Below are 12526 nucleotides of genomic sequence, written 5' to 3' on the forward strand. Positions count from 1 at the left end.
GACGAGGCCCGCCAGACCGCGGCCGACTGCGCCGCGCGCTCGGGCCGGCCCGCGGCGCTGGTCGGCGCCGACCTGGCCGATGAAGCTGCCGTGCGCGCGCTGGTGCCGCAGGTGGTGGCGCAGTTCGGCCAGCTCGATGCGGTGGTCAACAGCGCCTCGCTGTTCGAGCACGACGATGCCGCCACCTTGAGCTTCGCCACGCTGGACGCGCACCTGCGCACCAACACCGCCGCGCCGGTGCTGCTGGCGCAGGCGCTGCATACGCACCTGCTCACACGCGGCGCCGACGCGCAGGGCGCGGTGGTCAACCTGCTCGACCAGAAGCTCTGGAACCAGAACCCCGACTTCCTGAGCTACACGCTGTCGAAGGCCGCGCTCGAGGCCGCCAACACCATCCTGGCGCTGGCGCTGGCGCCGCAGCTGCGGGTGGTGGGCGTGGCACCGGGCCTGACGCTGACCAGCCACATGCTCAGCGAAGAGAAGTTCCGCGACCTGCATTCGGCCAGCCCGCTGGGCCGCTCCTCGACCGCCGCCGATGTGGCGGCCACCGTGAAATTCGCGCTGGAGAACCGCTCCATCACCGGCACCACGCTGCTGGTGGATGGCGGCCAGCACCTCATGAAATTCGAACGCGATTTCTCGCTGATGTAAGACCGGAAGCGGACCATGCTGACCAAGGGCACCCAGATCCTCACGCTGACCAAGCTGCGCTTCGACGCCAGCCTTGGCATCCTCGACCAGGAAATAGACACGCCGCAGAAGATCCAGGTCGACGCCGAGCTCAACCTCGGCAGCCAGCCACTGCTGCCGGCCGACGACGACATCATGCATGTGCTCGACTACCGCAAGGTGCGGCGCATCATCATCGAGGAGTGCACCGCCGTGCACGTGAACCTGCTCGAGAGCCTGATCGGCAAGCTCGCGCACCGCCTGATGCAACTGCCCGGCGTGCTGGGCGTGCGGGTCAAGATCGCCAAGCTGGAGATCTTCGACGACTGCGAAGTGGCGATTCGCGTGGAAACGGGGCAGTGGTCATGAGCGCCATGCCTCCCCAACAACGCAGCACGGAGAAGTTCGCATGAGCGCCATCTGGACCGAAGAAGAAACGACGGCCACCGCCGCCCCCGGCGAGCGCTTCAAGATCGAGCGCGAGACCCTGAAGCTCGAGAAGCGGTTGTGCCGCCAGGTCGGCCAGGCCATCGTCGACTACAACATGATCGAGGAAGGCGACAAGGTCATGGTCTGCGTCTCGGGCGGCAAGGACAGCTACGCGCTGCTCGACATCCTGCTCAAGCTGCGGGCGCGCGCGCCGATCCACTTCGACATCGTGGCGGTCAACCTCGACCAGAAGCAGCCGGGCTTCCCGGAAGACGTGCTGCCGACCTACCTCACGGCGCTGGGCGTGCCCTTCCACATCGAGGAGCAGGACACCTACAGCATCGTCAAGCGCGTGATCCCCGAGGGCCGCACCACCTGCGGCCTGTGCAGCCGGCTGCGCCGCGGCATCCTGTACCGCGTGGCCGACGAGCTGGGCGCCACCAAGGTCGCGCTGGGCCACCACCGCGACGACATGCTGCAGACCTTCTTCCTCAACATGTTCTTCGCGGCCCGGCTCAAGTCGATGCCGCCGAAGCTGGTGAGCGACGACGGCAGGCACGTCGTGATCCGCCCGCTGGCCTACGTGGCCGAGAAGGACCTGATCCGCTGGGCCCAGCACCGCGAATTCCCGATCATTCCCTGCACGCTCTGCGGCAGCCAGGAGAACCTGCAGCGCAAGCAGGTCGGCGAGATGCTGCGCGAATGGGAGAAGAAGCACCCGGGCCGGATCGAGAACATGTTCGGCGCGCTGCAGCACATCGTGCCCTCGCACCTGCTCGACGGAACGTCTTTCGATTTCAAGGGTCTCAAGGCGACCGGGGTGCCCGATCCCGAAGGCGACAAGGCCTTCGACGCCCCCGAGTTCACGGCGCCCTCGCCGCTGCGCATCGTTCAGCTCTGATGCGCCCGACGGTGGCGGCGTTACCAGCCACCGTCCGGAGATCCTGACATGACGATCAAGCGAGTTTTGTCCGCCCTCGCGCTGCTGACCGCCCTCAGCGGCTGCGCCACCCGCTGGGTGGTGGACAGCGACGTGCAGAGCTTTTCCAACCTGCCGGCGGCCGACCTGGGCGCCGGCGCCACCTACCGCTTCGAACGGCTGCCCTCGCAACAGGACGGCGCGGGCGCGCGCGGCGCCGAGGCGCTCGAGGCCATGGCCACGCCAGCGCTGGAAGGCGCGGGCCTCAAGCGCGACGATGCCTCGCCGCGCTACACCGCACAGATCGGCGCGCGGGTCACGCCCGTGCTGTCGCCCTGGGCCGATCCCTGGTTCCATCCGGGCTGGGGACCGGGCCCGCGCTATGGCGGCTGGGGCCCCGGCTACGGTTACGGTTATGGCCGCGGCTGGTACGGCGGCGGCTGGTACGGCCCGGCATTCGCGCCGCCGGCCAACCCCTGGTACCTGCGCGAGGTCAGCGTGGTGCTGCGCGAGCTCGGCTCCAACAAGGTGGTCTACGAGACCCGGGCCCGCAACGACGGCCCCTACAACCTCGATGCGCGCGTGCTGCCGATGATGTTCCAGGCCGCGCTGCAGGGTTTCCCGACGCCGCCGCAGGGCGAGCGCCGGGTCGACATCGAGATCCCGCCGGCGTCCAAGTGACGCGACCCGCCTGAGATGGACGTCACCCGCCTGATCGCGATCCGCCACGGCGAGACCGCCTGGAATGTCGACACCCGCATCCAGGGCCAGCTCGACATCGGGCTCAACGCCACCGGCCAGCGCCAGGCACGGCAGCTGGGCCAGGCGCTGGCGGACGAATCGATCGAGGCCATCTACGCCAGCGACCTGGCGCGCGCCTGGGACACGGCCCGTGCCGTGGCCGCGCCGCGGGGCCTCGAGGTGATCGCCGAGCCGCGCCTGCGCGAGCGCGCCTTCGGCCAGATGGAGGGCCGCACCTTTGCCGACATCGAGGCCAACTCGCCCGACGAGGCCCGGCGCTGGCGCACCCGCGACCCCGAATTCGAACCCGAGGGCGGCGAGTCGCTGATCACCTTCCGCCATCGCGTCACGACCGTGGCCGCCGAACTCGCGGCGCGCCATCCCGGCGCCCTGGTGGTGCTGGTGGCCCACGGCGGCGTGATGGACGTGCTCTACCGCGCCGCCACCGGCCAGGAGCTGCAGGCACCGCGCACCTGGCACCTGGGCAATGCCGCCATCAACCGCCTGCTCTGGACGCCGCAGGGCTTCTCGCTGGTGGGCTGGGGCGACGTCGGCCACCTGGCCTGATACGGCATCGCCGCCCCCTCACCGCCTGCGGGGCCGGTGATGGACCTCCTCCGGACGAACGCGCGCGCCTTTTACCGCAACGGTCCACCGATCCGTCCGTCGCGCGTTGCCAAATGACTGTATCGTGCAGAAAAGCCTGGTTACACGAGTACTTTATGTTTACATTACAGTTAGACACACTGTGAGCGCCCTTCCGGGCCCGCTTTTCTTCACACCGCCCTATCGATGGCAAACGCCACACTGCCAGAGCCGCTGCAGGCGTCCGACGCGCTGCTGGACCTGTTCGCCCGCGGCGAGCCGGTGCGCGACGGCGCGCGGCAAGCGACCGCACTGACACTGCCCGCCGCGCTGGTGGAGCGCACGCGCTCGCAGGCGGCCGAGCATGGCCGCCTTCCCGACACCGTGTACCTGGGCGCCTGGATCCTGGCCCTGTCGCGCTGGACCGGCGCCGCCGCCCCCGCGCTGACCGAATGGCCGCGCGGGCTGCGACGCGCCATCGACTGCGGCAGCACGCTGGCCACGGGCGCCTGGCTGGCCGCCCTCGACGCCTCCCGCATGGCCGCCTCCGGCACCTTCAACGAGGCCCGCATGCCGGTCCACGCCTGGGGCCTGCCCCCGCAGGGCGAGGGCGCTGGCCGCACGCCGCCCTTGCTGATCGGGCTGGACAACGCCGAGGCGCCGCGCCTGCGACTGGACCGCGAGGCCGGCCTGGTCGACGACGCCACCGCCGCGGAACTGCTCGAGGCGGTCGCGGCCATCGCGGAACATCTGTCCGAAGCGCCCGCCTGGCGCACGCTGGGCGACATCGCCTCGCTGTCGACACGGCAGCGCGCGCAACAGCTCCACGACTGGAACCGGCCGACGCCGCCCTGCGATGCGACGCGCACCGTCGTCTCGCTGTTCGGCGCCCAGGTCGCGGCCCGGCCCGATGCGATCGCGCTGGCCCGGGGCGACGAACGCCTGAGCTATCGGGCGCTCGAGGCCCGCGCCACCCGGCTGGCGGCGCGTGTGCAGGCCGCGGGCGCCGCCCCGGGCACCACCGTCGGCGTGCTGCTCGACCAGTCGACGGCCTCGATCGTCGCGCTGCTCGCGGTGCTCAAGGCCGGCGCGGCCTACCTGCCGCTGCAGGCCCGGCTGCCGCACGAAGCGCTGGCCTTCCGCATGGACGACGCCGGGGCCCGGCTGCTGCTCGGCCCCGGGGGATGGCCCCACCCGCTGCCGGCCGGCGTGACCCTGCTGCACACCGAGGACACCGACGCCGCGCTGCCGCCGGCCCCGGTCGCGCTCGACGGCCATTCGCTGGCCTGCGTGCTCTACACCGCCGGCACGACCGGCGTGCCCAAGGGCACGGAGATCCTGCATCGCGCGATCCTGGCCGTGGGACCCGGCGACCTGGGCTTCCAGCCTGGGGCGGTGGTGCTGCACGCCGCCTTGCCTGGAATGGACGTGTCGACCGCCGAGATCTGGGGTCCGCTGCTCAACGGCGGCTGCTGCGTGGTGCACGACGAAGCCCCGCCCACCGGGCGCGGCCTGGCGCGCACGATCGCCGAGCACGGCGTGAGCGCCGCGTTCCTGCCCGGCACGGTGTTCAACCGGCTGGTCGACGAGGACCCGGCCTCGCTGCGCGGACTGCGCCAGCTGTTCGTCGGCGGCGAGCCGCTCTCGGTGCCGCATGTGCGGCGGGCGCTCGCGGCGCTGCCGGCGTTGCAGCTGGTCCAGGCCTACGGCTCGGCCGAATGCACGGCCATCGCCCTGACCCACACGGTGCCTGCCCGGCTGCCGGACGACACGGCCAGCCTGCCGATCGGACACCCCATCGCCGACACCACGGCCTACATCACCGGCCCCACGCTCGACCTGCTGCCGGCCGGCCTGGTCGGCGAGCTGTGCCTGGGCGGGCGCGGCGTGGCGCGCGGCTACATTGGCCGCCCCACGCTCACCGCCGAGCGTTTCGTCGCCGACCCCTTCGCCGCCGAAGGCCGGCTCTACCGCACCGGCGACCGCGCACGCCTGCGGCCCGACGGCAGCATCGAGTTCCGGGGCCGGCAGCCGGGCCCGGCCGCGGCGCTCGAGCCGCCGCGCGCGGTGGCTGCGCCGCCCGCGCCGCCCCGACAGCAGCAGCAACAGCAACCTCGCCCGAGCAGCAGCATCAGCCCGATGCCGAGCACGCGCCCCCTGCTGCAGCCCGAGCAGGCCCAGCTCGCCCAGCTCTGGGCCAGCGCGATCGGCCTGGACGTGAACGACATCCACAGCGGCGACAACTTCTTTGCGCTGGGCGGCCACTCGGTGCTGGCGATGCGCGTGATCCAGCAGGCCGAGGAACTGCTGGGCCTGCGCACCGAACCCAGCCGCTACCTCTCCGAAACCCTGGCCCAGCTGGCCGCGCGCCCGCGCCATGCCGCCGCACAGACCCCCGTGCGCCGCCTGCTCGCCCGGCTGCGCGCCCTGCCCTTCTGGAAACACTGATGCGGCTGATCGTCTCGCCCGTCGAGGCCTCCACTCCCGAGCCCTGCGAACTCTGGCGCTTCCCGCTGGACCAGTACCTGCCGGCCGCGGCCATCGCCACGCTCTCGCCCGACGAGATCGCACGCGCACGCCGTTTCGTGTTCGAGAAGGACCGGCACCACTTCATGGCGGCGCGGGCCGCGCTGCGCCAGCTGCTCGCGCAGCGCACCGGGCTGTCGCCCGCGGCGCTGGCGTTCACGGCCGGCCCCTTCGGCAAGCCGACACTGGCCACGGCCCCCGGGCTGCACTTCAACCTGAGCCACAGCGGCGCGACCGGCGTGCTCGCGCTGTCGGAGCGCCAGCACATGGGCATCGACGTCGAGCTGCTGCGGCCGATGCCCGACGCCATCACGCTGGCCAATGCCTACTTCGCGCCCGCCGAACGCTCGGCGATCGCGGCCATCGACGACACGACCGTTCGCGATGCGGCCTTCCTGCGCTGCTGGACCCGCAAGGAGGCCAGCCTCAAGGCGATCGGCATCGGGCTGCACCTGGCCACCGCCGGCTTCGAGGTGGGCACCGGGACCGACGAGCGGGCGGTCGAGATCGCGACCACCGACGGCGTCGAGCGGATCTGGCTGCAGCCGCTCGCGCTCGGCGAGGGCCTGGTCGCCTCGCTCGCGCTGCGCCTCGGTCAGGGACCGTCGCCCGGCCGGCGCCCCGCGTCCGCGCTCGCGTCCTGCAGCTGAGCCTGCACGGCGCGCCGGAGGTGCGCCGCTAAAATCGGGGGCTCCACAGCCTCTGGACAGATGCCATGAACCGCTGCCACCGCCCCCCGAAGAAGCCCCCCGCCCTCTACGCCGCCCTGACCCTGGCGTGCGCGCTGGCGGCCGGCCTCGGTGCCGCGTCGCAGGCGCTGGCGCAGGACGCGCTCGAAGGGCAGGTGCAGAACGAGGCCACCAAGGGCGGCCGTCATTTCCCCGAAGGCACGCTGCGCGGCAAGCTCACGGTGGTGGCCGCGCCCGAGATCCGCCTCGACGGCCAGCCCGATCGGCTGTCGCCCGGCGCGCGCATCCGCAGCGCCCAGAACATGGTGGTCACGACCGGCGCCATCACCGGCCAGGACCTGCTGGTCAACTACACCCGCGATGCCGCCGGGCTGGTGCGCGAGGTGTGGATCCTCACGCCGACCGAGGCCAGCGTCGCGCGCGCCTCGGTCGAACGGCCCTTCCTGAACTTCTGGCCCTTCGTGGCGGCGAGCCAACCGCGCGACGACGGCAAGACGCCCTTCGACCAGTTGCCGAAGTTCGGCGAATAGCCTGGTCCCACGACGGCGCCCGACACGCCTTTTACTTCCTCTTTCCGCCCGCGCCACCGGCGCGCCGGCCGCTTTCCCCGATGGCCCGCCATCCCCCCACGCCATGAGCAAAAAAGTCTTTATCAAAACCTTCGGTTGCCAAATGAACGAGTACGACTCGGACAAGATGACCGACGTGCTGAACGCCGCCCAAGGCTACGAGCCCACGCAGGACATCGAGCAGGCCGACCTGATCCTGTTCAACACCTGCTCGGTGCGCGAGAAGGCGCAGGAAAAAGTCTTCAGCGACCTGGGCCGCGTCAAGCACCTCAAGGCCAAGGGCGTAAAGATCGGCGTGGGCGGCTGCGTGGCCAGCCAGGAAGGCGCGGCCATCATCGCGCGCGCGCCCTACGTCGACATCGTGTTCGGCCCGCAGACGCTGCACCGCCTGCCCGAGATGCTGGCCCAGCGCGAGATGCAGGGCAAGCCGCAGGTCGACATCAGCTTCCCCGAGATCGAGAAGTTCGACCACCTGCCGCCGGCGCGCGTCGAGGGCGTGACCGCCTTCGTCTCGATCATGGAAGGCTGCTCCAAGTACTGCAGCTACTGCGTGGTGCCCTACACCCGCGGCGAGGAGGTCAACCGGCCGCTCGACGACGTGCTGGTCGAGATCGCCGGCCTGGCCGACCAGGGCGTGCGCGAGATCACGCTGCTGGGGCAGAACGTGAACGCCTACCGCGGCACGATGGGCGGCACCTCGGAGATCGCCGATTTCGCGCTCCTGATCGAGTACGTGGCCGAGATCCCCGGCATCGAGCGCATCCGCTACACCACCAGCCACCCCAACGAGTTCACGCCACGGCTGATCGAGGCCTATGCCAAGGTGCCGCAGCTGGTGAGCCACCTGCACCTGCCAGTGCAGCACGGCAGCGACCGGATCCTGATGGCGATGAAGCGCGGCTACACCGCCATGGAATACAAGAGCACGGTGCGCAAGCTGCGCGCGATCCGGCCCGAGCTCGCGCTCAGCAGCGACTTCATCGTCGGCTTCCCCGGCGAGACCGACGAGGACTTCGCGAAGATGATGAAGCTGATCATCGACCTCGACTTCGACGCCAGCTTCAGCTTCATCTTCAGCCCGCGTCCCGGCACACCGGCCGCGGCCCTGCACGACGACACGCCGCACGAGGTCAAGCTGGCGCGCCTGCACGAGCTGCAGGCCGTGATCGACCGCAACGTCAAGCGCTTCGGCACCGCGCTGGTCGGCACCACGCAGCGCGTGCTGGTCGAAGGCGCCTCGCGCCGCGACGCGAACGAGCTCATGGGCCGCACCGACTGCAACCGGGTGGTGAACTTCGAGGGCGACGCCCGCCTGGTCGGCCAGATGATCGACCTGGACATCACGCGCTCGCTGGCCTACACGCTGCGCGGCGAGGTGCCGACCCGCGAACGCGCGGGCACGGCGGCCGCCACGGCATCGCTGGCCCTCTGATGACGCCGCTGAAATCCGCCCGCGGCTCGTTCCAGCAACTGCTGCTGTTCGCCTTTTTGCTGATCACCGCGCTGCTGGTGGGCGTCGCGCTGCGCTCGGTGTTCCAGTACGACGCGCTGATGACCCAGAGCCGCAACGCGGCCTCGCGCGCGCTGGCGCTCTCGGGCGCGGCGCAGTCGCTGGCCGAGCGCAGCGCCGCCATGGAACGCGCCGGCCGCCAGTCGCTGGTGCTCAACGACGGCGTGCTGCGCCGGCGCTTCGAGGACGCGGCGCGCGATGCGCAGAACGTGCTGACCCGGCTGGCCGACAACGGCGTGCCGCGCAGCTCGATCGACGCCTGGCGCATGCAGCTCGACGCCATGGAGCGCCTGCTGGCCGGCCCGGCCGAGACCGCGCTGGCGCGCGAGAGCACGCTGGCGATGCAATTCCGCGACCTCGATGCGGTGAACACCGACATCGCCCAGCAGGCGCAGACCCAGATCGAGGCGCAGAACACCGCGCTGTCGACCCGCATCGAGGACGCCCGCACCCGCCTGATGCGCCAGGTGCTGGCGGCCAGCGCGCTGGCGGTGGCGCTGGCGCTGGCCTTCGGCGTCTGGCTGGCACGGCCCTTCAAGCGGCTGGAGCGCGCGATCGTCGGCCTGGGCGAGAACCGGCTCGACGTGCCGATCGACATCCGCGGCCCGGCCGACGTGCGGCGCGTGTCGCAGCAGCTCGAGTGGCTGCGGCTGCGGCTGACCGAGCTGGATGCCGACAAGGCACGCTTCCTGCGTCATGTGTCGCATGAACTCAAGACGCCGCTGGCCGCGCTGCGCGAAGGCATCTCGCTGCTGGAGGATGGCGTGACCGGCGCGCTCAACCCGGCGCAGCGCGAGGTCGCGCAGATCCTGCAGCAGAACGCGATCTCGCTGCAGGGCCAGATCGAGGCGCTGCTGCGCTTCAACGCGGCCGCCTTCGAGGCGCGCGACCTGCACCGCGAGCGCACCGCGCTGCTGCCGCTGATCGAGGAACAGGTCGAGGCGCAGCGCCTGCAGTGGCAGGCCCACGGGCTGCAGGTGCGGGTCGAGGGCGAGCCGCTGTCGATCACGGTCGACCCGGCCAAGCTGGGCACCGCGGTGGCCAACCTGCTGTCGAACGCGATCCGCTTCTCGGCCAGCGGCGGCACCATCCAGGTCGAGGTCTCCAGCACCAGCGACACCGCCCGCATCGACATCGCGGACGCCGGGCCGGGCATCGCCGAGGGCGACCGCGACCGGATCTTCGAGCCCTTCTACCGCGGCGAACGCCAGCCCGAGCACACGGTGAAAGGCACCGGTATCGGCTTGTCGATCGTGCAGGAGTACATTGGTGCCCACGGCGGCCGCATCGCCTTGCTGCCGGGCGGACCCGGCGCGCGCTTCCGCATCGAGCTGCCCCGCTCCGTCTGAGCCGCCCCCGCCCTCTCGCTTTTTTCCAGAACACAAGCCCGCACCCCGCGTTTTCCGAACCATGTCTTTTTCGTTCGTCCGCCGCGCTGCCCTGACCTCGGCGATCTGCTCGTCGATGGCCCTGGCGGCCTGCGTCACGCCACCGCGCTCGGCCCCTCCCGCGCCGCCCGTGCTGGCCCCGGCCCCCGCACCGGTGATCCAGGTGAGGCCGGTCGAGGCCGAGCCCATCGCCCCCGCCACCCAGCCCGCGCTGGCCTTCACGCCGCGCGGCACGCCGCCCGTCGACGCCATGCTGGCCTATGCCGACAAGCTGCGCCCGCTGGGCACGCCCGAGCTGGCGACCGAGATCGCGCGCCTGGGCGACCCCGGCGACGCGCCCGTCGTGCAGATGCAGCTGGCGCTGGTGCTGGCCCAGACCCGGGTGCCGGCCGACCTGGCCCGCTCGCTCGGGCTGCTGCAACGCGTGATCGCCAACCCCACGGCCGACGCGCAGCCGCTGCAGCCGCTGGCGCGCGTGCTGGCGGCGCGCTACCTGGAACAGCGCAAGGTCGAGGACGAACGCGACCGGCAGGCCCAGCAGGCGCGCGACGCGCAGCGCCGCATCGACCAGCTCAACGACCGCATCGAGGCGCTGCGCGCCATCGAGCGCAGCTTCGCGCGGCCCGCCAGCGCGCCCGCGCCGCACACCAATGGCGGCAAGCCCGCCACCACGCCTGCACCATGAGCGAATCCAAGCCGACCGACGTGCACGCCAAGGGCGCCCGCCTGCTGGTGGTCGACGACGACCCCGACCTGCTGCGCCTGCTCTCGATGCGGCTGAACTCCGCCGGCTACCAGGTGACCGCGGTGACCTCGGCCGAATCGGCGCTCACCCAGCTCGAGATCGAGCATCCGCAGCTGGTGCTCAGCGACGTGCGGCTGCCCGGGCGCGACGGGCTCGCGCTGTTCGACGAGATCCGCAAGCACCACCCCACGCTGCCGGTGATCCTGCTGACCGCGCACGGCACCATCCCCGACGCGGTCGAGGCCACGGCCCGCGGCGTGTTCACCTACCTGACCAAGCCCTACGACGCGCGCGAGCTGCTCGAGAAGATCAGCCAGGCGCTGGCGCTGGGCGCGCCCTCGGCCGCGCCCAGCAGCGGCGGCGACGAAAGCTGGCGTTCCGAGATCGTGAGCCGCAGCAGCCGCATGGCCGAAGTGCTGGCCGAGGCCCGCATGATCGCCAAGTCCGACGCCAGCGTGCTGCTGCGCGGCGACAGCGGCGCGGGCAAGGAAGTGCTCGCGCGCGCCATCCACAAGGCCAGCGCACGCGCCGACAAGCCCTTCGTGGCGGTCAACTGCGGCGCCATCCCCGAGGCCCTGCTTGAGTCCGAGCTGTTCGGCCACATGAAGGGCGCCTTCACCGACGCCCACGCCAACCACAAGGGCCTGTTCCAGCAGGCCGACGGCGGCACGCTGCTGCTCGACGAGATCGGCGACATGCCGCCTGCGCTGCAGGTCAAGCTGCTGCGCGTGCTGCAGGAGCATGCGGTGCGGCCGGTGGGCGCGGCCCAGTCGATCGCGGTCGACGTGCGCATCGTCTCGGCGACCCACCGCGACCTCGACGCGGCCATGGAAGCCGGCCAGTTCCGCGAAGACCTCTACTACCGCCTCAACGTGGTGACGCTCACGCTGCCGCCGCTGTCGGCGCGGCGCGAGGACATCCCGCTCCTGGCCAACCACTTCCTGCAGCGCCTGTCGACCAAGTACGGCAAGCGGCTGTCGGGCTTCGCGCCCGAGGCGCTCAAGGCCCTGACCACCGCTTCCTGGCCCGGCAACGTGCGCCAGCTGTTCAACGTGGTCGAGCAGGTCTGCGCGCTCTCGAGTTCGCCGCTGATCCCGCTGGCGCTGGTGCAGCGCGCGCTGCGCGTGCCCAGCGTGGAAGTGCAGACCTATGCCGACGCCAAGCAGCGCTTCGAGCGCGACTACCTGGTGGGCCTGCTCAAGCTGACCGACGGCAACGTGGCCGACGCCGCGCGCCTGGCCGACCGCAACCGCACCGAGTTCTACCGGCTGCTGCAGAAGCACGAACTCACGCCCGGCCACTTCAAGGCCGACACGCCGCCGGCCGGGGGCGCCGAGCCTGTCGCTGACGAGCGACGCAAGTAAGTCGTTGATTTTGCTGGGCTTTGGCCCAGCCCCCCGCTTGGCTGTCGGGGTTTGGCGACAAAAAGAGGGCTTTTCAGGCCATCCGCGCCGTCAAAAGGCCGCCACAGCCGGCCGAGCGCCCGCAAGTCGCTGATTTCATTGGGGTTTTCCATGCTGGCACGGGCTTTGCCCTAGTACTCGCATGACAGCCCTCTCCAGCCCCTCTTTTGCACTGCGCCCGCAGCGTGACAGCCTGCGTTCCAAGCAGTCTTCCCTCTCGCGCAGCCGTGCCGCCGGTGTTTCGACGCCGGGTTACGACGGCCTGGGTGGTACCGCTGCCGACAGCGTCTTCAAGCGCTTTCCGGCAATTGGCGACACGCCTTCCCTTTCCAAGCAACGTGGGTGAGCCGCAC

General features: G+C 71.2%; 13 protein-coding genes. All 13 read left to right on the top strand.

Translation table 11 applies throughout. The annotated features are described in order from the left end of the window. Positions 1-651, top strand: a 651-nt coding sequence (locus A9977_RS28770) for an SDR family oxidoreductase (RefSeq protein WP_183028233.1), incomplete at its 5' end; no start/stop codon positions are given. A 15-nt stretch (positions 652-666) separates the two neighbouring features. Continuing rightward, positions 667-1038, top strand: a complete 372-nt coding sequence (locus A9977_RS28775; protein WP_183028234.1) for a dihydroneopterin aldolase — start codon at positions 667-669, stop codon at positions 1036-1038. 40 nt (positions 1039-1078) lie between these two features. Then, positions 1079-1999: a tRNA 2-thiocytidine(32) synthetase TtcA gene (ttcA, locus tag A9977_RS28780; protein WP_183028235.1), complete on the top strand. Its 921-nt coding sequence runs from the start codon at positions 1079-1081 to the stop codon at positions 1997-1999. Positions 2000-2047: 48 nt separating this feature from the next. Then, a complete protein-coding gene (locus A9977_RS28785) occupies positions 2048-2698 on the top strand; it encodes a DUF4136 domain-containing protein (RefSeq protein WP_220812172.1) in 651 nt (216 codons plus the stop codon). A gap of 15 nt (positions 2699-2713) precedes the next feature. Continuing rightward, complete coding sequence (locus tag A9977_RS28790) at positions 2714-3325, top strand: histidine phosphatase family protein (protein WP_183028236.1); 612 nt, start codon at positions 2714-2716, stop codon at positions 3323-3325. 225 nt (positions 3326-3550) lie between these two features. Next, a complete protein-coding gene (locus A9977_RS28795) occupies positions 3551-5791 on the top strand; it encodes a non-ribosomal peptide synthetase (RefSeq protein WP_183028237.1) in 2241 nt (746 codons plus the stop codon). After that, complete coding sequence (locus A9977_RS28800) at positions 5791-6519, top strand: 4'-phosphopantetheinyl transferase superfamily protein (RefSeq protein ID WP_183028238.1); 729 nt, start codon at positions 5791-5793, stop codon at positions 6517-6519. The genes A9977_RS28795 and A9977_RS28800 overlap by 1 nt, the downstream gene beginning before the upstream one ends. A gap of 65 nt (positions 6520-6584) precedes the next feature. Then, the gene (locus A9977_RS28805; protein ID WP_183028239.1) at positions 6585-7088 is read left to right on the top strand and encodes a hypothetical protein; all 504 of its coding nucleotides are present in this window, start codon (positions 6585-6587) and stop codon (positions 7086-7088) included. Positions 7089-7191: 103 nt separating this feature from the next. Beyond that, on the top strand, positions 7192-8559 hold the full coding sequence (gene miaB, locus A9977_RS28810; RefSeq protein ID WP_183028240.1) for a tRNA (N6-isopentenyl adenosine(37)-C2)-methylthiotransferase MiaB: 1368 nt from the start codon (positions 7192-7194) through the stop codon (positions 8557-8559). Then, positions 8559-9986 (top strand): sensor histidine kinase KdpD, encoded by a 1428-nt coding sequence (locus A9977_RS28815; protein WP_183028241.1) that lies wholly within the window; start codon positions 8559-8561, stop codon positions 9984-9986. Before miaB ends, A9977_RS28815 begins: the two co-directional genes overlap by 1 nt. A gap of 61 nt (positions 9987-10047) precedes the next feature. Next, positions 10048-10710: a hypothetical protein gene (locus A9977_RS28820; RefSeq protein WP_183028242.1), complete on the top strand. Its 663-nt coding sequence runs from the start codon at positions 10048-10050 to the stop codon at positions 10708-10710. Beyond that, positions 10707-12134: a sigma 54-interacting transcriptional regulator gene (locus A9977_RS28825; protein WP_220812173.1), complete on the top strand. Its 1428-nt coding sequence runs from the start codon at positions 10707-10709 to the stop codon at positions 12132-12134. The genes A9977_RS28820 and A9977_RS28825 overlap by 4 nt, the downstream gene beginning before the upstream one ends. A 181-nt stretch (positions 12135-12315) precedes the next feature. Then, on the top strand, positions 12316-12519 hold the full coding sequence (locus A9977_RS28830) for a hypothetical protein (RefSeq protein ID WP_183028243.1): 204 nt from the start codon (positions 12316-12318) through the stop codon (positions 12517-12519). Positions 12520-12526 lie beyond the last annotated feature (7 nt).

Source organism: Variovorax sp. UMC13 (genome assembly GCF_014170375.1).
Classification (GTDB): domain Bacteria; phylum Pseudomonadota; class Gammaproteobacteria; order Burkholderiales; family Burkholderiaceae_C; genus Variovorax.

What these genes read in the sequence shown, in the direction of transcription:
- A9977_RS28775 (WP_183028234.1), top strand. Translation starts at nt 667, where the DNA reads ATGCTGACCAAGGGCACCCAGATCCTCACGCTGACCAAGCTGCGCTTC.
- ttcA (WP_183028235.1), top strand. Translation starts at nt 1,079, where the DNA reads ATGAGCGCCATCTGGACCGAAGAAGAAACGACGGCCACCGCCGCCCCC.
- A9977_RS28785 (WP_220812172.1), top strand. Translation starts at nt 2,048, where the DNA reads ATGACGATCAAGCGAGTTTTGTCCGCCCTCGCGCTGCTGACCGCCCTC.
- A9977_RS28790 (WP_183028236.1), top strand. Translation starts at nt 2,714, where the DNA reads ATGGACGTCACCCGCCTGATCGCGATCCGCCACGGCGAGACCGCCTGG.
- A9977_RS28795 (WP_183028237.1), top strand. Translation starts at nt 3,551, where the DNA reads ATGGCAAACGCCACACTGCCAGAGCCGCTGCAGGCGTCCGACGCGCTG.
- A9977_RS28800 (WP_183028238.1), top strand. Translation starts at nt 5,791, where the DNA reads ATGCGGCTGATCGTCTCGCCCGTCGAGGCCTCCACTCCCGAGCCCTGC.
- A9977_RS28805 (WP_183028239.1), top strand. Translation starts at nt 6,585, where the DNA reads ATGAACCGCTGCCACCGCCCCCCGAAGAAGCCCCCCGCCCTCTACGCC.
- miaB (WP_183028240.1), top strand. Translation starts at nt 7,192, where the DNA reads ATGAGCAAAAAAGTCTTTATCAAAACCTTCGGTTGCCAAATGAACGAG.
- A9977_RS28815 (WP_183028241.1), top strand. Translation starts at nt 8,559, where the DNA reads ATGACGCCGCTGAAATCCGCCCGCGGCTCGTTCCAGCAACTGCTGCTG.
- A9977_RS28820 (WP_183028242.1), top strand. Translation starts at nt 10,048, where the DNA reads ATGTCTTTTTCGTTCGTCCGCCGCGCTGCCCTGACCTCGGCGATCTGC.
- A9977_RS28825 (WP_220812173.1), top strand. Translation starts at nt 10,707, where the DNA reads ATGAGCGAATCCAAGCCGACCGACGTGCACGCCAAGGGCGCCCGCCTG.
- A9977_RS28830 (WP_183028243.1), top strand. Translation starts at nt 12,316, where the DNA reads ATGACAGCCCTCTCCAGCCCCTCTTTTGCACTGCGCCCGCAGCGTGAC.